Raw genomic sequence first — 22,662 nt, forward strand, 5'->3', positions numbered from 1 at the left:
AAGCTTTTATTACGTGCGCATATTCACATAAAAAGTTGAGAAATATAGGTTCAGATAGACTTGCATGTGGAGCAAATATTGGGTAAGATATACGTGGGACTTAAAAAGTTAACCCGGGACGTTTTAAGACCAGTTAGTAATATAGTATTAGAGATAGAACTTAGAAGTGTGCGGGAGTGGAAAGCATGCGAAAGATATTAGAAATACAGAAGCAGCTTCTGCCCGACCTCATGGATGTTTTGAAAAAAAGGTACACAATCCTGCATCAGATTATGCTGTCCGATGTTATTGGACGCAGAACGCTGGCGGCTTCACTGAACATGACCGAGCGTGTGTTGCGCGCCGAAACCGATCTTCTTAAAGCCCAAGGGCTGATTGAGATTGAGAGTGTGGGCATGAAGGTGAGCAAAGCAGGACTGGATCTGCTGGAACAGCTGGAGCCGATTGCGAACAACTTGTTCGGCCTGTCCCAATTGGAGGATCAGATTCGTCAAGCCTATGGTTTGAGGAAGGTGGTTGTCGTTCCAGGGGATTCGGATGCTTCTCCTTTAACGAAGCAGGAGCTGGGCCGTGCTGGGGCAAAAGCGCTGCTGAGTGTTATGGACGACGAGGATGTGGTCGCCGTAACAGGTGGCACGACGATTGCCGACGTGGCGGACCAACTGACACTACCTGCTAATGGCCCACTTAAGGGCGGATGGTTCGTACCGGCACGTGGGGGTTTGGGAGAAAGCATGGAAATGCAGGCGAACACAATTGCTTCCACAATGGCTCGTAAGGTCGGCTCACAATACCGTCTGCTCCATGTACCGGATTTGCTCAGCAATCATGCTTACAACTCCCTGCTTGAAGATACGAATATTCAGGATATTTTAAGCCTGATTCGCGAGAGTCGGATCATCATTCACGGGATAGGCAACGCCATAGCAATGGCACGTAGACGCAAGCTCGACCCTGAAACCTTTGCCCAGATCAGCAGTGAGGGCGCGGTTGCCGAATCGTTTGGCTATTATTTTAACGAAGACGGCGTCGTTGTTCACAGAATGCTGACGCTTGGACTCCGTTTGGAGGATATCAGGCGTACCGAGACGGTTCTAGGCGTAGCTGGAGGTAAGAGCAAGGCGGCCGCTATTCATGCAGTGCTGCGTTTCGGGCAGGAAGATATTCTTGTCACCGACGAAGGCGCTGCTGCTGAAATTGTAAGCCATTATTTGAATGGTTAATACGGATTTATGAATTGTGTTGTCTTGACGGGCTTTCGGGTCTGTCTTGAATATATAAACTAAACTAAACGAACTTTGGGAGGAACTCACTCATGACAGTTAAAGTTGGTATTAACGGTTTCGGACGTATTGGACGCCTTGCTTTCCGCCGGATTCAAAACGTGGAAGGTATTGAAGTAGTAGCAATTAATGACTTGACAGATTCCAAAATGCTGGCACATCTGTTGAAATATGATACAACACAAGGTACTTTCCAAGGAGAAGTAGAAGTACACGATGGCTTCTTCAAAGTTAACGGTAAAGAAGTTAAAGTTTTGGCTAACCGCAACCCTGAAGAACTGCCTTGGGGAGACCTGGGCGTAGATATCGTTCTGGAATGCACAGGTTTCTTCACAACTAAAGAAGCTGCTGAGAAACATTTGAAAGGCGGCGCTAAAAAAGTTGTTATCTCCGCTCCAGCTACTGGCGACATGAAAACTGTCGTTTACAACGTAAACCATGAAATTCTGGACGGTACTGAAACTGTAATCTCTGGTGCTTCTTGCACAACGAACTGCCTGGCTCCTATGGCTAAAACACTGCAAGACAAATTTGGTATCGTTGAAGGCCTGATGACTACAATTCATGCTTACACTGGCGACCAAAACACGTTGGATGCTCCGCATGCTAAAGGCGACTTCCGTCGTGCTCGCGCTGCAGCTGAAAATATCATTCCTAACACAACTGGTGCTGCTAAAGCCATCGGTTTGGTAATTCCTGAACTGAAAGGTAAACTGGATGGCGCGGCTCAACGTGTACCAGTAGCCACTGGCTCCCTGACTGAGCTGGTAACTGTTCTGGAGAAAAACGCAACTGTTGAAGAAATCAACGCTGCGATGAAAGAAGCTTCCGATCCTGAAACTTATGGCTACACTGAAGATCAAATCGTTTCTTCCGACATCAAAGGTATCACTTTCGGTTCTTTGTTTGACGCAACTCAAACTAAAGTCCTGACTGTTGGCGACAAACAACTGGTGAAAACTGTAGCTTGGTACGACAACGAAATGTCCTACACAGCACAATTGATCCGTACGTTGGAATACTTCGCTAAATTGGCTAAGTAAGAACAGTCTCATCGCGCAACATCATAGAGCGGAAACAGGTTATTGTTTCCGCTCTTTATATATCAAAATGTGCCTTAAATTCCTGTTTCGTAAAATTAAAAGGGTGCGGAGGAATATGGAGATGAATAAAAAGAGCGTACGTGATATAGAACTGAATGGAAAACGGGTGTTTGTTCGTGTAGATTTTAACGTCCCGGTTGAGGACGGCAAAATTACGGATGACAAGCGTATTCGTGAAACCTTGCCAACGATTAACTACCTGATTGAAAAAGGTGCAAAAGTTATTTTGGCAAGTCACTTTGGACGTCCAAAAGGTCAGGTTGTTGAATCCATGCGTCTGACTCCTGCTGGCGTGCGTTTGTCTGAACTGCTCAAAAAGCCTGTTGTTAAAGTGGACGAAGCAGTTGGTGAGGCTGTTAAAGCGAAAGTGGCTGAACTGCAAAACGGCGACGTGCTGTTGCTTGAAAATGTACGTTTCTATCCAGGAGAAGAGAAAAATGATCCTGAATTGGCGAAGCAATTTGCTGAGCTGGCTGACATTTTCGTGAATGACGCATTTGGTGCAGCGCACCGTGCTCATGCTTCCACAGAAGGTATCGCGCATCTTCTTCCGGCTGTTTCCGGCTTGCTGATGGAGAAAGAATTGTCTGTAATCGGTAAAGCTCTTTCAAACCCAGATCGTCCTTTTACAGCCATTATCGGCGGTTCCAAAGTAAAAGACAAAATCGACGTGATTGACAACCTGCTGAACATTGCGGATAACGTAATCATTGGCGGTGGTTTGGCTTATACATTTTTTAAAGCTCAAGGTCATGAAGTGGGTCAATCCCTACTGGATGAATCCAAACTGGACGTAGCTCTTGGATTTATCGAAAAGGCGAAGAAACTCGGCAAAAACTTCTACCTTCCAGTTGATATTGTTGTATCTGACGATTTCAGCGCTACGGCGAACACGAACATTGTTGATATCGACGGCATTCCTGCAGATTGGGAAGGCGTGGACATCGGACCGAAAACACGTAAAATCTATGCAGATGTTATCAAAAACTCCAAATTGGTTGTATGGAATGGACCAATGGGTGTATTTGAAATCGAACCTTTCGCTGGTGGTACTCGTGAAGTAGCGGAAGCTTGCGCAACAACAGAAGCATACACCATCATTGGTGGCGGTGATTCTGCGGCGGCGGCTGAGAAGTTCCATCTGGCTGACAAAATGGATCATATCTCTACTGGCGGCGGCGCGTCCCTTGAATTTATGGAAGGCAAAGCACTTCCGGGTGTTGTTGCACTCAACGATAAGTAATCAAACGCACTGCGCGTAATAAACGCTTTAGGGCACCTAATAGTTAGGAGTTGAAACCATTGAGAACACCGATTATCGCGGGTAACTGGAAGATGTTTAAAACCGTACCAGAAGCTAAAACTTTCATCGAAGAGATCAAAGGCAAAGCAGAGGTTGCAGGAGTGGAAAGCGTGATTTGCGCACCATTTACGAATCTTCCTGCTCTGGTTGAAGCAGTAAAAGGTACATCTATCAAAATCGGCGCACAAAACCTGCACTTTGCAGAAGACGGCGCATTTACAGGTGAAATCAGCGGCGGGATGCTGAAAGATCTGGGCGTAGACTACGTTGTGATCGGACACTCCGAGCGTCGTGAATATTTTAACGAAACAGACGAAACGGTGAATAAAAAGGTTCATGCGGCATTCCGCCACGGCCTGACTCCAATCGTATGTGTAGGCGAAAAGCTGGAAGACCGTGAAGCGGGTCAAACCAAAGAGGTTGTAAAAGTGCAAACTGTAGCAGCTTTTGCTGGTTTGGCTAAAGATCAGGCTGCACAAGTGGTTGTTGCTTATGAGCCAATTTGGGCCATCGGAACAGGTAAATCCTCCACTTCGCAGGATGCGAATGAAGTCATTTCCTATATCCGTAGTTTGTTGAAAGAACTGTACGATGAAAATACAGCGAATGCTGTACGGATTCAGTATGGTGGCAGCGTGAAACCTGAAAATGTGGCTGAATATCTGGGCCAAAGCGACATCGACGGCGCACTTGTAGGTGGCGCTAGTCTTCAACCAGCGTCTTACATCGCGCTTGTTGAGGGGGCGAAGTAAGATGACAGTACCAAAACCGGTAGCCTTAATTATTATGGATGGATTCGGACTGCGCGAAACTGTGGAAGGCAATGCGGTTGCACAGGCGAACAAGCCGAACTACGACCAATACTTAAGACAATACCCTCATTCAACGCTTACAGCGTCTGGTGAAGCGGTAGGTCTGCCGGAAGGGCAAATGGGTAACTCCGAAGTAGGTCACCTGAACATCGGCGCAGGCCGGATTGTATATCAGAGTTTGACCCGCATTTCGAAGTCCATTCGCGAAGGCGAGTTCTTCCAGAATGAAACTTTGCTTAAAGCAGTACAGCATGCCAAAAAGAACAACACGAAGCTTCACCTGTACGGACTTTTGTCCGATGGTGGCGTGCATAGCCATATTAGCCATCTGTTTGCTATGCTGGATCTGGCGAAAAAAGAAGGTTTAACAGAAGTATACATTCATGCATTTATGGATGGACGCGATGTTATGTCTGACAGCGGCGTGGACTTCATGCAGCAGCTGATCGCCAAAATTCAGGAAGTGGGTATTGGTAAAATCGCGACTGTACAAGGACGCTATTATGCCATGGACCGCGACAAACGTTGGGAGCGTGTAGAGAAATCTTACCGTGCAATCGTGTATGGCGAAGGTCCTCAATATACAGATCCAATGGAAGCGTTGAAAGAATCGTATGAAAAATCGGTGTTCGACGAATTTGTGGAGCCGACGGTTATTGTGAAGGCTGACGGAAGCCCTGTAGGGCTGGTCGAAAGCAATGACTCAGTAATTTTCCTGAATTTCCGTCCTGACCGTGCGATTCAATTGTCTCAGGTATTTACAAATAAGGATTTCCGTGGCTTTGATCGCGGACCGAAATTCCCTAAAGATTTGCACTTTGTTTGCCTGACATTGTTCAGTGAAACGGTTGAAGGCTTCGTAGCCTACGAACCGAAAAACTTGGATAACACATTCGGTGAAGTATTGGTGCAGAACAATAAAAAGCAATTGCGTATTGCGGAGACCGAAAAATATCCGCACGTTACTTTCTTTTTCAGTGGCGGACGTGATGTGGAGCTTCCTGGCGAAACTCGTATTTTGATCAACTCGCCTAAAGTGGCTACATATGACTTGCAGCCGGAAATGAGTGCGTATGAAGTAGCGGATGCTGCTGTTAAGGAAATCGAAGCCGACAAGCATGATGCGATTATCCTGAACTTTGCCAATCCGGATATGGTTGGACACTCCGGCATGCTGGAGCCAACGATCAAGGCGGTAGAGACGACGGATGAATGTGTTGGACGTGTTGTAGATGCGGTTAAAGCCAAAGGTGGCACTGTTATCATCATTGCCGACCATGGTAATGCGGATATGGAAATTGACGAGCAGGGACGTCCGTTCACAGCTCACACAACAAACCCGGTTCCGTTCATTTTGACTGACGAAAATATCGTTTTGCGTGAGCATGGAATACTGGCTGACGTAGCTCCGACGCTTCTGGATTTGATGCAGCTTCCGCAGCCTGCGGAAATGACAGGAAAATCTATGATTGCATCCCGCAAGTAAGCTTGATTTAATAAGTATAGGCTTGACCAATAAATCATGATCGACAAAGGAGATTAAGTACAAATGACTATTATTTCTGACGTGTACGCTCGCGAAGTCCTCGATTCTCGTGGTAACCCAACTGTTGAAGTGGAAGTATATCTGGAATCCGGTGCTATCGGTAGTGCCATCGTTCCTTCCGGTGCCTCTACAGGTGCTCATGAAGCTGTAGAGCTTCGCGATAACGACAAATCCCGCTACCTGGGTAAAGGCGTTCTGCAAGCTGTTAAAAACGTGAACGAAATCATCGCTCCTGAAGTGATCGGCTTGGATGCTGTAAACCAAGTGGAAATCGACACATTGATGATCAAACTTGACGGAACACATAACAAAGGTAAATTGGGTGCAAACGCAATTCTGGCTGTATCCATGGCTGTAGCTCGCGCTGCTGCTGAAGCTTTGGGTCTGCCACTGTACACTTACCTGGGCGGATTCAACGCTAAACAATTGCCAGTACCAATGATGAACATCGTTAACGGTGGCGCTCATGCCGACAACAACGTTGACGTTCAAGAATTCATGGTTCTGCCTGTAGGCGCGCCTACTTTCAAAGAAGCTCTGCGTGTTGGCGCGGAAATCTTCCACAACCTGAAATCCGTACTGAATTCCAAAGGTTTGAACACAGCTGTTGGTGATGAAGGCGGTTTTGCTCCTAACTTCAAATCCAATGAAGAAGCTTTGTCCACTATTATCGAAGCGATCGAAAAAGCCGGTTATAAACCAGGCGTTGACGTATTCCTCGGTATGGACGTTGCTTCCACTGAGTTCTACAAAGATGGAAAATACACACTGGAAGGCGAAGGCAAATCCTTCACTTCTGCTGAGTTCGTTGACCTGCTTGCTTCTTGGGTTGACAAATACCCAATCATCACCATCGAAGATGGTTGCTCCGAAGATGACTGGGAAGGTTGGAAATTGCTCACTGAAAAATTGGGCAACAAAATCCAATTGGTTGGTGACGACCTGTTCGTAACTAACACAGAGCGTCTGGGTAAAGGTATCGAAGAAAACATCGGTAACTCCATCCTGATCAAAGTAAACCAAATCGGTACGCTGACTGAAACATTTGATGCTATCGAGTTGGCTAAACGTGCAGGATACACAGCTGTAATCTCTCACCGTTCCGGTGAATCCGAAGACAGCACAATTGCTGATATCGCTGTTGCAACAAATGCAGGCCAAATTAAAACAGGTGCGCCTTCCCGTACTGACCGTATCGCGAAGTACAACCAATTGCTCCGCATTGAGGATCAACTGGGTGAACTGGCTCAATACCACGGCCTGAAATCTTTCTACAACCTGAAAAAATAATATTGCGAAATGATGCTAACGGTGCCAGGCAGCTGTGATTCAAGAACACGGAGTCTGAGCGCTCAAAGCCATTTACGTAATTACAAAACAGACCTGTTCGCTAACTGGTCAAGACCCCATTTTATAGACACTAGAAAAAGACCCTAGGCTATAAGCTGCTTCCGATACTCTTTCGGAGGCAGCTTATTTAACTTTCGTTGTGGTCGACTTTGGTTGTAAAATCGAATATATTCTTCTATTCTCCTTTGTGCCTCGTCCATATTTCGGATATCATATGGATAGAGCCCTTCCGTTTTGAGATGCGAGAAGAAGCTCTCCATCGAGGCATTATCATAACAATTGCCTCGGCGAGACATGCTGATTCGGGCGCCAACCTTTGGCAGCATGTCATGGTACGCATGGGACGTGTACTGGAATCCTTGGTCGCTGTGAACGATGAGGCCAGTCACGTCTTTTTGCTGTTTCCAGGCTTGTCGAAACGTCTGTAAAACCAGTTCGTTATCATTTCTATGGCTCATCTGGTACGCGATAATTTCGTTATTGAACAAGTCTTTAATCGCAGACAAATACAGCCAGCAATCCCCCACACGATATTGTGTGATATCTGTGACCCATTTTTGATTAGGTTTGTCCACTTTGAAATCCTGTTTTAGCAGATTTTTCGCTACACGACCTTCCGTAGAAGAAGTATAGTTGCAGCGATGCTTCCGACGAATTTGTGAGCGGATTCCCAAGACCTGCATGAGCCGGAGTACCTTTTTATGGTTCATCCAGACTCCATGATCGTGCTGCAAAAATAGTTGAATTTGGCGGTAGCCGTAGACCCCGTTATACTGCTCATACACTTTCTTCACAAGTGCTTTCGCATCCCGATCTCGATCTGCTCCTCTCCGCTTTAAGAAGGCGTAATATCCACTTCTGGAGACTTTGAAAAGCGTACATAGTTTGCTAATGGGATAGTCTTTCGCAGCTTTCTCAATGGTTACATATTTGTGTGCTTCATCTCCTGTATCCAGATTTCCAAACACTTTTTTAGCATGTCATTTTCCCGTTTCAGCTTCTGTACATACCTATCCTGGTCGATATACTCCTTACGTCGTCCTCGCTGGTCCATGAGCCCGAATTCACCAAGTGCCTTGTATTTGCGCATCCATTGTTTTAATCGATGTCGATCTGCGATCCCAAACTTCTCCATGAGTCTACGATACGTCCAACCTTCTTCAATATGGAGTCGTATAGCCTCTACCTTGGTTTCAAACGTATACTCATTAAACTTGGTTCCTTTTTTCGCTGGCATAAAAATGCACCCCCTAGATTTCATCGGATAAACCAGGGGTTTATTCCAATGTCTATTCTAAGGGGTGCACTTCAAACGTGAGCAGGTCTGTTTTTTCTTATGTGATGTCGGTTATACTCTTTTGCAAGACTTAATGAAGTGGCTCGGTATAGCTGGTTGTTATCTACTGGAAGCTGTGGTAGAATGAAAATAGTGTTTTGCGTTAATTTCCGGCTATTCATAACATGATATGATCATGTTTTCATAAAAAAGGCTGTGTTGTTTTGCAAAACAGATGTATTAGCTCAGGAGGTGGGATTTTTCATGGAAATCTTTTTGAAAGTGCTGCTCGTTGTATTCTCGATTGCTGTTATTGCGGTTGTTTTACTGCAAAAGGGGAAAAGTGCAGGTTTGTCCGGTGCCATCTCTGGCGGTGCTGAGCATCTGTTCGGCAAGACAAAAGCTCGCGGTATGGATTTGATTTTGCAGCGCGTGACTGCTGTTTTGGGTGCGTGCTTTATGATCGTTTCCGTTTTAGTTGCATTTTTTGCAAAATAAGCTAAATAATAACCTTAAGCCTTCGTTTCACGGGAAACGGGGGCTTTTTTGGATTTTAGATAGGCAGGGATGCCTTCGATTAAATTCGTGTATACTAGGGTATGAGTATATAAAGAGCCTTGTATCAGGAACAAGGAACATGCGGATTATTACTGAAAATTAAAGGTCACCCGAGGTGGACGATATTATGATAACAGAGCAACAATTACTTGATTTTATGCGCGAGACCGCATACAAACCTATGACTTACCAGGAACTTGAGCAGCATTTTGAAATTAAGGATGCGACGGATTTTCGCGAATTCCTTAAGCTCTTAAACGCGCTAGAAGAAGATGGGAAAATTCTGCTGACCCGCACGAACCGCTATGGTGTGCCGGAACGAATGGATTTGCAACGCGGGCGTTTGCAGGCTCATGCTAAGGGATTTGCTTTTCTGATCCCAGAAGACCGGGAGCACCCGGATGTGTACATTCATGCTAATGACTTAAAGAGTGCAATGAATGGAGACACAGTACTGGTAAGAGTGACGTCGAAGGGACCTTCGGGTGGCCGATTGGAAGGCGAAGTCGTGCGGATCGTGAAGCGCGCAGTGCTTCAGGTGGTAGGCGTGTTCCAGAGCCACGAAGCATACGGTTTTGTTTTGCCGGATGATAAGCGGATTAACAGGGATATTTTTATTCCAAAAGCCAGTTCCAATGGAGCCGTAAACGGTCAAAAGGTCGTTGTGCGTATTGTGAGCTATCCGGAAGGACGAGCTGCGGCGGAAGGCGAAGTGTTGGAGGTGCTGGGTCACAAGGATGATCCGGGCGTCGATATTTTGTCGGTCATTCGCAAGCATCAGCTACCGGAAGCTTTTCCCGATGAGGTGACAGAGGAAGCGGAGAAGGCTCCTGATGCGATTACCGAAGAGGAAATTGCACGCCAGGGGCGGCGCGATCTGCGCGATAAAACGATTGTTACGATTGATGGCGAGGATGCCAAGGATCTGGATGATGCGGTTAATGTAGAGCGTCTGCCGAACGGTAACTACCGTCTGGGCGTTCATATTGCCGACGTAGGGTATTATGTGCGTGAGAACTCCAAGCTGGATCAGGAGGCATATAACCGCGGTTGTAGCGTATATTTGGTCGACCGTGTTATTCCTATGCTTCCGCATCGGCTTTCCAACGGCATTTGTTCCTTGAATCCGCAGGTGGATCGGCTGACTTTGTCCTGCGAGATGGAATTCAATGAGCATATGAAGGTCGTGAAGCATGATGTTTTCACCAGTGTCATTAAAACGAAGGAACGAATGACGTACACCAACGTTCGCAAAATCCTCGAAGAGGAAGATGCTGAACTGATGGAACGGTACAAGGATCTGGTGGAAGACTTCCGCACGATGAAGGAACTGGCGTTGAAGCTGCGGGCTAACCGGATGCGCCGGGGCGCGGTTGATTTTGATTTTGATGAAGCAAAAGTGATTGTGAATGATGAAGGCAAGGCCGTGGATATTGTTAAAAGAGAGCGCACCATTGCCGAGCAGATCATTGAAGAGTTCATGCTGGCAGCCAATGAGACGGTAGCCGAGCATTTTCACTGGCTCAAAGTGCCGTTCCTGTATCGGATTCATGAGGACCCGGACCCGGAAAAGCTGCAAAACTTTATGGCTTTTGCCGCCAATTTTGGACACCAGATCAAAGGTCGGGGGAATTCTATTCACCCGCGTGCGCTGCAAACGTTGCTGGAAGATATCCAGGGCACGAAGGAGCAGACGGTGCTTAGCACCATGATGCTACGTTCGATGAAGCAGGCAAAGTACGATGCGGAGTCGACAGGACATTTTGGACTGGCTGCGGAGTATTATTCTCATTTTACATCGCCGATTCGTCGTTATCCTGACTTGGTGATTCATCGTGTCATTCGTGAGGTATTGGAGAATGGCGGGGCTTTAACGGCCGAGCGCCAGGAGTATTTGACTGCACGGATGCCAGATATTGCGCAGCAATCTTCCGAGCGGGAACGTGTGGCTGTGGATGCAGAGCGTGATACGGAGCAAATGAAAAAGGCTGAATACATGCTGGACAAGGTCGGCGAAGAATTCGAGGGGATCATCAGCAGCGTAACCAGCTTTGGTATGTTCATTGAGCTGGATAATACGGTGGAAGGCCTGACGCGTCTGAGTGCACTTACGGACGATTATTATCATTTTGACGAGCAGCATATGGCGTTAATCGGTGAACGTACCTCCAAGGTGTTCCGCATCGGAGATGAGGTTAAGGTTCGCGTCGCGCGCGTAAATATGGAAGATTACACGATTGATTTTGAACTCGTCGATATGAAGCAGCAGCAACGCCGTGAGCGCACGGGTGGTTCAAAGCCAGGCGCTGGCTTTGCGCGTGGCGGTGAGGGCCGAGGTAAAGGAAAGCCCCATGAGGGGCGCGACCGTAAGGGTGGCAAGGACAAGGCTGGCAGAGAGCGTAAAGGCGGTCGTGATGCTGCCGGGAAGCCTAAAGAAGCTGGTTCAGGCGTAGGCGGCGGAGGTATTAGTACCGCAGGTCGTACGGGACGTAGCGGCGGAAACGGGGCAGGAGCTGGCTCAGCCAGCGGCTTCGGTTTTGGCAGCGGCAAGGGCGGTTACAACTCGCCAGCATCAGGTGCGGGTAAACGTAAGAAGAAGACATCTGCCAGCGGTATTTTTATCGGCGGAGCAGCTACACCAGGTAGTGATGCCAGCCAAAGCGGTGACGGTGCTGTGCGTCGTAAGCGGAAGAGCAAGGGTAGCGCTGGTGGCGGTAACAGCACCGCTGGGTTTGTACGGAAAAAGAAAAAGTGAGTGATGTTAATGGTAGCTTATTTTCTTGTTAGATAGATGAATCTTTGGAATCAGTGTATTAAGCTGATCTTTGGCTTAGATTACGGCGGTTTCTGTCTGATGTTTTGGACGGAGGCCGCTTCGTTTTAAAGACTTGACCTTTCTTGCTTTTACCGTCTGGATTTTGTTACAATATAGTTCTAAGCCGCTCATTTGCAGTTATTTAGTGAACGGGCTGGAGCTTTCTTTTCACGGAATAGATTACATTAGGAACAAGGAGTGGTATTCATGGGTAAGAAGGCAGACGGGAAAGTGCTCGCCCAGAACAAAAAAGCTTCCCATGATTATTTTATCGAGGATACCTACGAGGCGGGCATGGTGTTAACGGGAACGGAAATTAAGTCTTTGCGTAATGGCCGCTCTAATATCAGTGATGCGTTTGCCACTATTCGTAATGCTGAAATTCACATCCACAACATGCATATTAGTCCTTTTGAACAAGGCAATCGTAACAATCCGACCGATCCGACGCGTACTCGTAAGCTGCTGCTGCACAAAGAGCAGATTCGCAAGCTTATTGGTCTGTCCAAACAGGAAGGCTACACGATTGTGCCGTTAAAGATTTATGTTCGCAATGGCTATGCCAAGTTGTTGCTTGGACTCGGTAGAGGTAAAAAGCAGTACGATAAACGAGATGCTGCGGCTAAACGAGATGCACAGCGTGACATCCAACGCGCTCTGCGTGAGAAGCAGAAAATTGCGAGATAACCTAGCGTAGCTTGAGTCGGCAGACGAAGTGAAGCCAGCGTGTGATTAAGCTTGAGCTAGTTTTTTAGGAACTGCTTCGTTGTTACTTGAATTATTAGGCATGGTACAAATTACGTAAATAAGCTACTTGTTCCTGTAATGGTGCTATTTTATAGGGCTTAAATGGCTTCATTCCGTTTCGTTATGAAGTGTAATATGGTATACTAATGAAGTAGTAAGTTTTCATGTTTTTATACTTCTGAGTTTGTTCGACTGTTGAGTCTCAGGATTCAGCTTCCGATATAGTATCATGCATGCTTATGCTCCGGTATTTCCGGATTTATCCGTGGAGCCCTTTTATAATAAGGGGGCGTTTATGGATTCGACGGGGATAGTTCGAGCATGGGTAGCGGGTAGTGGGGACGCGTCCACTTCATCAACGCTAAAGCCTATTAAACGGCAAACAACAAAACAACTACGCTTTCGCAGCCTAAGAAACTGTGTGCGTGCTTCTACCCAGCATCGTCCATGTGACTGGGATAGGGGCTAACAAATAGTGGAATACGCTGTCTCATCTCCGCCTGCGGTGAGCTGAAGAAGATAATCAGGCTGACCCGAAGGGAATCCGGTGACAGGGAGTTCCTAGGGTGACATCAAAACTGTCACTACACCCGTAGAAGCTTATGTGTCGTTATCTTCGGACAGGGGTTCGACTCCCCTCGCCTCCATATGTAGTATCAGAAAAGCGACCTTAACCGGTCGCTTTTTTGCATCTTCTTATCATTAAATTACCACACAATACCTCTTAATTATTTCAGCCAATTCCTCAAATGTGTATTTGTGATTGACCATGTCTACCTTGAAGTCTCGGCATGTTTGGTTCGGCTGACTTTCCCTCCGCCTTCAGATTCCCAAACCATTTCTTGGAAGTTCGTTTTCCCGCCGGAGCTGTTGAACATAGCGGTTCTGATTCGCATATTGGGTTCATTTTCCCCGCTGCTCCAACAGACCCAATTCACCATTCTCAGTATTTGTGCATTCAACGCTCCATCCGAACCTTATCTTGTATTCCCAAGTGAGTGTAATCTACCGGTATGTCCAGTTTTCCTTAACGCGCAGGTGGATCGCTTCCGTCTTTAGTTCCTCTGCATACGTCTTAAACTTCTGACCTTTTATCGCCATGAAAAATGGACTGGTTAATTTCAAATTTTTATATGTAGGGATATTTATCAAATTAATTTAAAGTAAAAATAATCCAGGAAATATTTTGTATCACATGCTATAATTTAGAATGTTGAAACGAAGGGAATATTGACGAATTAGTTCGAAATTATGGGAAAGAGTCTTATATAATACTAATTTCTCCCCCTTGAAGATTATGGATAGACGCTGTAGTTTGAATGTAAGTCGCATTAGTTTGACTCATGCATTGTGATTTTTTTCTCATTATAAAATTTGTATAAATGTTTCATTGATTTGTATTACTTTGTTGCGCGTACAGAATGGACGAATGCATTTTTGGTTTGAGCTTCGATACTTCATCCTAAATGTAGGAAAGAGCAGGTCTGACATCATGCTTATGAATCGGATCCATACTATGCACCATTAATATGATTACACGGGGGAGGTGAATTGAGAAACTTGACGGCTTTTTGATAACGGTTTAATGATGTATGCAACAAATCAAACTTAGGAGGATTGGAAATGAAAAAGAGGATTACAAATGTAATGGGTATTGTTTTATTGTTTTCTCTTGCAATGTCTTTAATAACAGGAGGATTGCAAATTACTACAGTTTATGCTGCCGGTCTTTCGATCATCGACGGTGGAGGCTGGAGTGAAACTGCGTATGTAGAATGGTCACCTGAAAGCAATGCGGAGGGGTATAATGTATATGTTAAACCTGCAAGTGCGCCAGATTCTTACTACCAACAAATTGATAGTGAATTGATCCGAAAATACCCTTCCTTTTGGAGAGCTGATGCCGTAGGTCTTGCAGCTGGAGATTATGTAATGAAAGTTGAAGCCAGGCTGCCAGGAGGTTCAACGGTAAGTGCTGTTTCAAAAAAGCTATCCGTAGCGTCATATGATAGATCTGGATTTGCTTTCTCATCAAAATCGCTATATGGCACAGGCTCGGGTGCTTATAATGAAGACGGAACACTTAAGAATGGTGCCCAAGTTCTTTATGTAACATCCGAGACTGCACAAACAGTAACCCTCGATGTGAAAATCAATAGCTCAGGTCGTGTTCAAACAGGTGTTGGTCTAGGCGAGATTTTGGCATTAAGACAAAAAGGCTATGATACAACACCACTTGCAATCAGGTTTATTGGAAAAGTTACAGAAGATGACATGAGAGGACAACTTAATAGCAGTGGATATCTTCAAGTAAAAGGCAAAAAAAATTATTCGGAAATGAATATGACGGTTGAAGGTATCGGAGACGATGCTTATGCTTACGGATGGGGAATACTTCTTAGATATGTCGGAAATGTGGAAGTGAGAAACCTGGGTGTGATGTTGTTCCCTGATGACGGTATTTCAATGGATACAGGAAATGCAAATGTTTGGGTGCATAATAATGATGTATTCTATGGATCTGCAGGAGGAGATGCTGACCAAGCAAAGGGAGATGGTTCCACAGACGTTAAAAATGGATCAACGTATATTACAATCTCTTATAATCACTACTGGGATTCAGGAAAATCGGCTCTGGTCGGCTTAAGTGAGTCGTCAGAATTCTTTGTCACCTTTCACCATAACTGGTTTGATCATTCAGACTCCCGTCATCCACGTATAAGAGTGGCATCTGTTCATATATATAATAACTTCTTTGATGGAGTTTCAAAATATGGTGTCGGTGCTACAATGGGAGCTTCAGCCTTTGTAGAATCTAATTATTTTAGACATGCTAAATATCCAATGCTGAGTTCTTTGCAAGGTACGGATGCTTTAGGGGAAGGTACATTTTCGGGCGAAAACGGAGGTGTGATTAAGGCCTACAACAATAGTATAGTTGATGCTGCCAGTCTGATTTATGCAAACTCCAATAACGGGACAGCTCCGGCAAATAAAAGCTCATTTGATGCGTATTTAGCTTCGTCGAGAAATGAAACCGTACCAAGCTCATACAAAGCATTAAAAGGAGGAACAGCGTATAACAACTTTGATACAAGCGTCGATACTGGAGTAAACGGTGCTGACATTGATAACGTAAGCGATGTTGAACAAATTGTTACTGCAAAAGCTGGGCGCCTGAATAACGGAGACTTTACATGGGAATTTGATAATTCCGTTGATGACACGTCGTATGCACTCAATTCAGCTCTAATGGCTAAAATAAGAAGCTACACAACTCAACTTGTATCTGTAGGGGGGAATTCAATCTCACCGGAACCAACACCGGGGCCAACCCCAGAACCAACACCGACTCCTATTCCGGAGCCAACACCGGGGCCAACCCCAGAGCCGACGCCAACTCCTATTCCAGAACCAGCACCAGAACCAACACCGACTCCTGCTCCGGTACCAACACCCGGAGAACAAGTTCATAACTTCACCATAGCTGGAACCGACAGCGACTTCTTTGATATTAAAGGGAATCTTTCGGCAAACAAGGGAACTGTGGAGTATAATGGTTTGACTCTAACTCAATGCTTAAAAATCGAGAGCTCAACCAGTATTGGATTTACCACTACGGAAGCTTCAACATTAACATTAGTGTTTAATTCAGCAGACGGAACAAAAATCAATGTTGATGGAACCAGTTATCCAATGACTGATGGTATTGTCAGCGTATCACTTGCTCCTGGCGCACATACCATTACAAAAGATAATTCTACAAATCTTTATTACATGGAATTGAAATAGATTATCTGATAAGTTTTGGCTTTGTTGCCAATGCAAAAACACCTCCAAGATTGTCTCCATATCTAACGATATGGTTGCACTCTCTTGAAGGTGTTTTAATTTGTCTCACGTTATGGGGGCACTTCAGAGCGGGTTCTTGCTTTTTATTACGCAAAAATATAGACCACATGTAGACATGAAATGATTAAGGGTCAAATTGTACTGGGACTCGTAGACTTCATGTCTACAAACTTGGTTTATAAATTTTATGCACTGGACATAAATCGTTGGTATAGACCTTTCATTTGCACAAGTTGAATTTGAAGGGGAATAGAGCAGGTAGAAAGAATGCTTGGCAAGCAGGCTGACATGGAATTTGCTCCATTTCTATAGAAAAATAGCGACGGTACCGACGTTGGCGTAGAATGACGCTTTTCGTCGGTACCGTTGTTTTTTTAGGTTCAAAGGGGGTGATCATTTGCCCTTAAAAAGGAAAGGAAAATCTGGTGTGTGCTCTACATGATATTTTCTTTCTTGGCTAAGACGGATTTAGTTTGATCGGTAGTCCGTTCCTATTCATCCTCTTTTCCATATTAATTTCAGGAATATACATTGAAAATAACGCATGTGATGGTTCTTTCTGTAAACATAATCTCTATTCTGGCCGATACATACATAAGATGGGCTATTGTTAAATATCCCCTCTTACTTTCGTATTTTGAAGTAAACTCTCATCTTTTGAAGTAGAAGGGACTACCTCTATGAACTATATGGACGAGCATATCCTAAGTCTCAAAAATAAGCTTAACCACGATGTAGCATCTAATAACGAAAATATGAACCTATCTCAACCTGCTGTATCCGATCAGGATAACTCTGTTACTGAACAAAACAGGGTGCTGCGGATGGGTGATGAGCTGATCCCGTTGGAATGGGAAACGATTTTGGATGGACAAATGGCGGTTAGCATCCCCAAATTTTTTAGCCTGATGCCACTGGAGCAAGCCCGATTTAAATATCCTTCGGAACAGCGTCCGCAGATCATTTATACCTCTTTGGACGGCACGGTGAACATCACCTTTAATCCGACTGAATCGGCTTTGGAGGTGGACGAGCTTCCCGAGTTTGTAGAACAAATGGCGGATGTATTGCGGTCTGTACAACCCGTTCGTAACTGGATCGGTACCGAAATGATTATGAATCGTTCCGGGTTGTCCATCGGAATTATCCGCTTTGTGGCAGCAGGTGTGGATATGAATTTGTACAATGAAATACTGCTGTTTATCCATAAAGGGCAGGTGACGATGGGCACATTTAACTGTATGGAATCGGACATGGAAGCGTGGTTGCCTGTGGCAGAAAATACAGTGCAATCGCTCCATATTGTTCCGTTTCCTTCGAATTCCACATTTGAGAAAGGGGTGGCTTTCCTATGAGCCTCGGTTACGATCAAATTCAAATCTATCCATACGTCATGGTCGATCTGGAGCAGCTTACCCTCACGAAGAAAATCAACGAGCATACCCGGCTTTATTTTACAGGAATCATCCCCGAGGATATGCAGGACAGCTATGTGGAAACGACGGAAAAGAACACCGTCATCCAGGTGAGCCAGCGGGATGAATCGGGCGAAAGTAAGCCGCTGTTCAGCGGGATTGCCTTATCGGTCGAAGTAAAGGTCGTGCGCGACGTGTACTATCTGGAGGTGGAGGCGATTTCCCATACCTACCGGATGGATATCCAGCAGCGTACCCGTTCTTTTCAATATACGAAAATGACCATTCCTCAGATGCTGGAGCAGATTGGCAAGGACTACGAAGGGCTGGATGTGATTGATGGAGCGACAGGTGGAGAGCAAATCGGAAGGCTGGCCATCCAGTATCAGGAGACGGACTGGGCGTTCTTGAGACGCATGGCCTCCCGGTATCATACGAGCCTGATGCCTGTGGCTCGTTTTGACAGTCCTAAATTTTATTTTGGCATTGAGGATAGCCCTGCCCAGGTCGTGCTGGATCATACCCGTTATACCGTGCGCAAGCAGATGCTGCCTTTCCGTTATTTTCAGGAAAATGAGCAGGCGAAGGTGACAGAAAATGACTTTATTTTCTATGAGGTAGAAACGGACGAGGTACTGGATTTGGGAGCTCAGATGACCTTTCAGGGACACAGCTTGTATGTAGTGGAAGCCTATACCGAAATGAGGCAAGGACTGCTGCGTCATCAATATGTGCTTGCCTCGTACAAAGGCTTACGGCAAAAAAGCTACTATCAGGAAAAGCTGGCGGGAGCCTCGTTAAGCGGTGTGGTTGTGGACGTGCGTCAGGATCAGGTGCGCATCCATCTGGATTGCGATGAAAAGCAGGATGTAGATAAGGCACACTGGTTCAACTATTCGACGGTGTATAGTGCTGGGGGGCATACTGGCTGGTATGTGATGCCGGAAAAAGGAGACCCCGTATCGCTGTATTTTCCGGGCAGTCGTGAAGAAGATGGGATTGCGGGGAGTGCGATTAGGCGTGCAGGCAGAGGAAGCGGACACAACAAGTTCTCCAATCCGCAGATGAAAATATGGCGAACGCCTCATGGCAAGGAGATTCGTTTGGGGCCGAATGAGCTGGTCTTGACGGGCAAGGACGGCGCTATTTTTATCAAGCTGGACGACAAGGAAGGTATTCATATCGTAAGCAGCAAGCAGGTAAATATCTCGGCGGGTGGCAACTTGAGTCTATCTGCTGGTAAAACGATGAGTCTGTCCGCAGGCAGTGAGCTGCGTATGGATTGCAACGGTAGTCATATTCAATTGAGTGGATCAGCGGATATGAAGGGCAGTGAAGTGAAGTCGAATTAGGCTGTGGTGCGGCGGCTGAATGGCGGCAACATGATGATATGACATATGAAGAGTTTTAGGTGGTGGATGAAAGCAGATGGAGAAGCCCATAGATGAGCTGGACATGCAGCAACAACAAGCCATCTTGAAACAGGCGTGGTTTCTGATCCGTAGAGACTGGGCGCTGAAGTTCAAGACGACGCAAGAACCACGGATTCAAGAGTGTGTCGAAGCGTTCCGAGGATACTGTCAGAAGATTCACCAAGAGCAGCAGGAAGGAAGAAAAGGAAAGATCGGTTATATCACGTACTCCATGCTACGTACCACATGGTTGGAGGAGAGGCCTGCTTATCTTGTGGAGGCTTCAGATGCTTTATGGATGCTTGATCCTAAGCCGATCCGATTTGAATATGATGCAGAGTGGACGTTCTCTTACTGGAGCGATTTACAGCGGCAATTGCGAACGGAGATAGAAAAGCAGCAGGTTTCTCTATCGGAGCTTGAATGGGAGCAGATCATGCTGGAAGCAGCGATACATATTCATGAGCAAGTGGTGAATATGATGCGTCTGGCGATGAAACAGGCGGTGCGTTTACCTGAATTTCAGGAGTTGGAGCGGGAAGAAACATTCGAGATTCGTGTTGGAGAGTACCTGGATCAGAGTGTGTCAGTGTATAAAGAAGACCGCAGACTGATGGATGCGAATGTAATCAAGTCGTGGCTAGAGGAAAAAGAAGAACATGCCTACAGCTATCAGGCGTTGGAGGGCATCCAGCTATCGGACGGGGATTATAGCCAGTTGGATTTTCGGTATACGGCCTTTCGTCAGATCGAGATAGAACACAGTCGCTTGCATGGCTGCGTTTTGGTTGGAACGATGTGGGAGGAAAGTCAACTCGATGGAATCGATTTAACGTACAGCTTGCTTCATGGAGCCGATTTTAGCGGTTGTTCCATGAGAGGGGCAATATTGGATGTTGTTATGGGCAACGCCGGATATGGCTCGGATGCTTCTTTAGACTGGGAGCCATTGGGGTTTGCTGGCGTAGATTTCACAGGGACGAGCTTGCAAGGAGCTCGTTTTCAAGATGCACAGCTGCGAGGGGCTGTATTTCAAGACGCCCTGCTGCAAAGAGCGTCATTAAACGGAACGGATCTAACGGATGCCTATTTTGCGGGAGCGGATGTGTCAGGTGCTTCCTTTGAGGGAGCTTGTTTGCTCCGGGTCGATTTTACAGGTGCAAATGTGCAAGGGGTCATTTTTACTGATGAACAGCGCAGGGAGGCCATTGGATTGGAATGTGTATCCCCTGAGGTATCCCATTCGTGGGAAGAGCCTTCTACATCTGCACAGGCGAGGGATGGCGTTAGGAAAAAGGGGTGGTTGCATTGAGATATTTCCGACTAATGATGGATGAGCGTGTGAAACATCGGGTAGAACCTGCTGCGCTGTCTCCCTTGCAGGTAGAGGCCATCCTGTCGAATACCCCGATGAAGGGACCGCAGGATGAACCTCTTTTTTTAGATGTACATACTGATCAACGAACGATATACCCAGATTTTTTGGAATTTCCAATGCCGCTGGTGTCGGATCGTCTGAAAGCATTATTGGAGAAATATATGCCAGGACTGGAATGGGAAGCGGCCATCCTTACCGATTTTCAGCAAGCTAGACAGGACGTGTACTGGATGCTTCGTCCGCCGATAGTGGATTGCGTGTCCGCACAAACGGAGTGGTATCCCAATGAAGTGTTGAAGCATTTGGTGCTCAAACAGGGGGATATCCCATCGCCTGTTTTTCGGATTGCGGGACTGATCGAACCCCATATCTATATCCATCTGTCGGTGGCAGAAAGTCTGCTGCGTCGATCTTTTACAGGCATTCGAGTACAACGAATCGAGATGGAGCACTAAGGAGGATGGAGCAAGGTGGAAGAAGCCAAAGTGAAACCGGGAACCGGTGCGAAAAAGAGCTATGTCGTGGCAGGAGCAATTTTAAGCTGTAGCTATGGCACGCAGCCTACCCGTTTGAAACGGCCTTTTAGCCATGGGGTCTACGTGAAAAACAAAGCACAAATGAACATTGGAGATTATGTACCGGGTGTGAACATCAAGTCCTTTGGGAACTGCTCCAGTCCATTAAACCCGGCTGTGCAAGCCAGCGAAATGGTGGACATCTATGGTGTGAAGAAAGCCCCGTGTGTTCCTGTCCTGACCATGCCGTGGCTGAACGGGAAAAGCGACATGAGGATTGAAGGCCAACCTGCCTTGACACAGAACTGTACCCATCAGTGTCTGTATTGTGGTCATATCCGAATTGAAAATGACGGGCAGGAGCTGGATTAATGCCTGTTTCATGACTGCTATATTTCGGACACCACGTCGCGGCTTTATGCTGTCGGAAAGGAGAAATGAACTCACTTGAGCGTATTGCAAAACGGAATCGGGTATGAAAGTCTGCGTTTTTACGGTTCCTTTCAGCCTCAACATATAGAGAAGCTTCAAATTACAAGAGCCATCAACGATCATGCATATTTGATGGTGAGCGGCATGCTGTCAGAAGAACAGGGAGCCGTATGTATTGGACAGAACATGGAGGATGAACCGATCGTTATCCGCCAATTGGATGAGCAGGGACAATCGATAAGACGATTGTTTCACGGTTTGGTTACACGCATGTCCGTATACTGCATACGGGGAGTATATACCTTTGAACTCGAGGCGGCTTCGCATTCGTATCAGATGGATATCAAGCTGAAAAAGCGGTCCTATCAGGATATTCACCGTACCTATGACGATCTGGTCACCGCATTGGTGCGCAAGTACATGTACGGCGATGCCATTGATACCGTAACGAACTATGCTAAACTGGACACTTTTGTTTTACAATATGAGGAAAAGGATTGGGCGTTTTTAAAGCGCCTCGCCTCCCGCTTTGGGTCGGTGATAGTGCCGGAGGTCACCGCAGCTTCTCCAAAGGTTTTTTTCGGGATGCCGGAAGGCAAATCGTACAGGGTGGAACGGGATGTATTTTACCGGGAAAGGAGAAAATCGTCAGGCATTACGCGCAGTTCAAGGCTTCTTATCGCAAGGAGCTGGGGCTGGAGCCACCGCAGGAGCTGAGAAGCCAGAAGGCGTCATATTTGGAGTAGGTCGGCAAGTCGATGTATGGGGGGGAAATAGTGGACAAAGTTTTTCTTGTCCGACCGTTTTTACCGAAAACTGAATACTGGATTAATAAGAAAGTGATTATTCCCAGTTGAAGAATCTA

The 22,662-nt window shown here is 46.1% G+C and carries 18 protein-coding genes, 1 other RNA gene and 1 pseudogene; 17 read left to right on the plus strand and 3 right to left on the minus strand.

All coding sequences use genetic code 11. From position 1 onward, the window contains the following. Positions 1-185: 185 nt before the first annotated feature. From ACWXW9_RS20180 to eno, 6 genes are all read left to right on the plus strand, one after another. On the plus strand, positions 186-1,223 hold the full coding sequence (locus tag ACWXW9_RS20180; protein ID WP_283654144.1) for a sugar-binding transcriptional regulator: 1,038 nt from the start codon (positions 186-188) through the stop codon (positions 1,221-1,223). Between the two features lie 92 nt (positions 1,224-1,315). Then, positions 1,316-2,326 (plus strand): type I glyceraldehyde-3-phosphate dehydrogenase, encoded by a 1,011-nt coding sequence (gene gap / locus ACWXW9_RS20185; RefSeq protein WP_494930864.1) that lies wholly within the window; start codon positions 1,316-1,318, stop codon positions 2,324-2,326. A 121-nt stretch (positions 2,327-2,447) separates the two neighbouring features. Next, on the plus strand, positions 2,448-3,629 hold the full coding sequence (locus tag ACWXW9_RS20190) for a phosphoglycerate kinase (protein WP_494930865.1): 1,182 nt from the start codon (positions 2,448-2,450) through the stop codon (positions 3,627-3,629). A 59-nt stretch (positions 3,630-3,688) separates the two neighbouring features. After that, positions 3,689-4,441, plus strand: a complete 753-nt coding sequence (gene tpiA, locus ACWXW9_RS20195) for a triose-phosphate isomerase (RefSeq protein ID WP_044645033.1) — start codon at positions 3,689-3,691, stop codon at positions 4,439-4,441. A 1-nt stretch (position 4,442) separates the two neighbouring features. After that, complete coding sequence (gene gpmI / locus ACWXW9_RS20200; RefSeq protein ID WP_494930866.1) at positions 4,443-5,987, plus strand: 2,3-bisphosphoglycerate-independent phosphoglycerate mutase; 1,545 nt, start codon at positions 4,443-4,445, stop codon at positions 5,985-5,987. Positions 5,988-6,050: 63 nt separating this feature from the next. Continuing rightward, positions 6,051-7,337, plus strand: a complete 1,287-nt coding sequence (eno, locus tag ACWXW9_RS20205) for a phosphopyruvate hydratase (protein WP_134911632.1) — start codon at positions 6,051-6,053, stop codon at positions 7,335-7,337. Between the two features lie 143 nt (positions 7,338-7,480). Here eno and ACWXW9_RS20210 read toward each other — a convergent pair whose 3' ends face one another. Together ACWXW9_RS20210 and ACWXW9_RS20215 are read right to left on the minus strand one after the other, a co-directional pair. Beyond that, positions 7,481-8,365 carry an IS3 family transposase gene (locus ACWXW9_RS20210; RefSeq protein WP_494930867.1) on the minus strand — a complete coding sequence of 295 codons (885 nt, stop codon included), beginning with the start codon at positions 8,363-8,365 and terminating at the stop codon, positions 7,481-7,483. Next, positions 8,320-8,634, minus strand: coding sequence for a transposase (locus ACWXW9_RS20215; protein WP_494930868.1), 315 nt, complete (start codon positions 8,632-8,634; stop codon positions 8,320-8,322). Before ACWXW9_RS20215 ends, ACWXW9_RS20210 begins: the two co-directional genes overlap by 46 nt. Positions 8,635-8,937: 303 nt before the next feature. Here ACWXW9_RS20215 and secG point away from each other — a divergent pair, with 303 nt between their 5' ends. The 4 genes from secG to ssrA all read left to right on the plus strand — a co-directional run bounded on the left by secG (position 8,938) and on the right by ssrA (position 13,443). Continuing rightward, on the plus strand, positions 8,938-9,171 hold the full coding sequence (gene secG / locus ACWXW9_RS20220) for a preprotein translocase subunit SecG (protein WP_013368823.1): 234 nt from the start codon (positions 8,938-8,940) through the stop codon (positions 9,169-9,171). A 187-nt stretch (positions 9,172-9,358) separates the two neighbouring features. After that, the gene (rnr, locus tag ACWXW9_RS20225) at positions 9,359-11,986 is read left to right on the plus strand and encodes a ribonuclease R (protein WP_494930869.1); all 2,628 of its coding nucleotides are present in this window, start codon (positions 9,359-9,361) and stop codon (positions 11,984-11,986) included. Between the two features lie 267 nt (positions 11,987-12,253). Then, the gene (gene smpB / locus ACWXW9_RS20230; protein ID WP_014279183.1) at positions 12,254-12,733 is read left to right on the plus strand and encodes an SsrA-binding protein SmpB; all 480 of its coding nucleotides are present in this window, start codon (positions 12,254-12,256) and stop codon (positions 12,731-12,733) included. Positions 12,734-13,078: 345 nt separating this feature from the next. Further along, positions 13,079-13,443, plus strand: a transfer-messenger RNA (tmRNA) gene (gene ssrA / locus ACWXW9_RS20235). A gap of 123 nt (positions 13,444-13,566) precedes the next feature. Here the strand turns inward: ssrA and ACWXW9_RS20240 are convergent. Next, a complete protein-coding gene (locus tag ACWXW9_RS20240) occupies positions 13,567-13,689 on the minus strand; it encodes a hypothetical protein (protein WP_494930870.1) in 123 nt (40 codons plus the stop codon). A 727-nt stretch (positions 13,690-14,416) separates the two neighbouring features. Here ACWXW9_RS20240 and ACWXW9_RS20245 point away from each other — a divergent pair. The 7 genes and pseudogenes from ACWXW9_RS20245 to ACWXW9_RS20275 all read left to right on the plus strand — a co-directional run. After that, the gene (locus ACWXW9_RS20245; RefSeq protein WP_494930871.1) at positions 14,417-16,585 is read left to right on the plus strand and encodes a pectate lyase family protein; all 2,169 of its coding nucleotides are present in this window, start codon (positions 14,417-14,419) and stop codon (positions 16,583-16,585) included. Positions 16,586-17,325: 740 nt separating this feature from the next. After that, complete coding sequence (locus ACWXW9_RS20250; protein WP_494930872.1) at positions 17,326-18,000, plus strand: hypothetical protein; 675 nt, start codon at positions 17,326-17,328, stop codon at positions 17,998-18,000. Further along, on the plus strand, positions 17,997-19,412 hold the full coding sequence (locus ACWXW9_RS20255) for a phage baseplate assembly protein V (protein WP_494930873.1): 1,416 nt from the start codon (positions 17,997-17,999) through the stop codon (positions 19,410-19,412). Before ACWXW9_RS20250 ends, ACWXW9_RS20255 begins: the two co-directional genes overlap by 4 nt. 76 nt (positions 19,413-19,488) lie before the next feature. Continuing rightward, a complete protein-coding gene (locus tag ACWXW9_RS20260) occupies positions 19,489-20,784 on the plus strand; it encodes a pentapeptide repeat-containing protein (protein WP_494930874.1) in 1,296 nt (431 codons plus the stop codon). 14 nt (positions 20,785-20,798) lie between these two features. Next, complete coding sequence (locus ACWXW9_RS20265; protein ID WP_494930937.1) at positions 20,799-21,305, plus strand: hypothetical protein; 507 nt, start codon at positions 20,799-20,801, stop codon at positions 21,303-21,305. 15 nt (positions 21,306-21,320) lie between these two features. Next, positions 21,321-21,737, plus strand: a complete 417-nt coding sequence (locus ACWXW9_RS20270) for a DUF4280 domain-containing protein (RefSeq protein ID WP_494930875.1) — start codon at positions 21,321-21,323, stop codon at positions 21,735-21,737. 75 nt (positions 21,738-21,812) lie between these two features. Further along, positions 21,813-22,439, plus strand: a pseudogene (locus ACWXW9_RS20275) (contractile injection system protein, VgrG/Pvc8 family); the annotation flags it as partial. Between the last annotated feature and the right edge of the window lie 223 nt (positions 22,440-22,662).

The organism is Paenibacillus sp. LT-B23 (genome assembly GCF_059417685.1).

Bases quoted from the DNA above. Each gene is read 5' to 3' on its own strand.
- rnr (WP_494930869.1), top strand. From the start codon at position 9,359: ATGATAACAGAGCAACAATTACTTGATTTTATGCGCGAGACCGCATAC.
- smpB (WP_014279183.1), top strand. From the start codon at position 12,254: ATGGGTAAGAAGGCAGACGGGAAAGTGCTCGCCCAGAACAAAAAAGCT.
- ACWXW9_RS20250 (WP_494930872.1), top strand. From the start codon at position 17,326: ATGAACTATATGGACGAGCATATCCTAAGTCTCAAAAATAAGCTTAAC.
- ACWXW9_RS20255 (WP_494930873.1), top strand. From the start codon at position 17,997: ATGAGCCTCGGTTACGATCAAATTCAAATCTATCCATACGTCATGGTC.
- ACWXW9_RS20240 (WP_494930870.1), bottom strand. From the start codon at position 13,689: ATGCGAATCAGAACCGCTATGTTCAACAGCTCCGGCGGGAAAACGAAC.
- eno (WP_134911632.1), top strand. From the start codon at position 6,051: ATGACTATTATTTCTGACGTGTACGCTCGCGAAGTCCTCGATTCTCGT.
- ACWXW9_RS20190 (WP_494930865.1), top strand. From the start codon at position 2,448: ATGAATAAAAAGAGCGTACGTGATATAGAACTGAATGGAAAACGGGTG.
- ACWXW9_RS20265 (WP_494930937.1), top strand. From the start codon at position 20,799: ATGATGGATGAGCGTGTGAAACATCGGGTAGAACCTGCTGCGCTGTCT.
- ACWXW9_RS20260 (WP_494930874.1), top strand. From the start codon at position 19,489: ATGGAGAAGCCCATAGATGAGCTGGACATGCAGCAACAACAAGCCATC.
- secG (WP_013368823.1), top strand. From the start codon at position 8,938: ATGGAAATCTTTTTGAAAGTGCTGCTCGTTGTATTCTCGATTGCTGTT.
- gpmI (WP_494930866.1), top strand. From the start codon at position 4,443: ATGACAGTACCAAAACCGGTAGCCTTAATTATTATGGATGGATTCGGA.
- ACWXW9_RS20215 (WP_494930868.1), bottom strand. From the start codon at position 8,634: ATGCCAGCGAAAAAAGGAACCAAGTTTAATGAGTATACGTTTGAAACC.
- ACWXW9_RS20180 (WP_283654144.1), top strand. From the start codon at position 186: ATGCGAAAGATATTAGAAATACAGAAGCAGCTTCTGCCCGACCTCATG.
- ACWXW9_RS20245 (WP_494930871.1), top strand. From the start codon at position 14,417: ATGAAAAAGAGGATTACAAATGTAATGGGTATTGTTTTATTGTTTTCT.
- gap (WP_494930864.1), top strand. From the start codon at position 1,316: ATGACAGTTAAAGTTGGTATTAACGGTTTCGGACGTATTGGACGCCTT.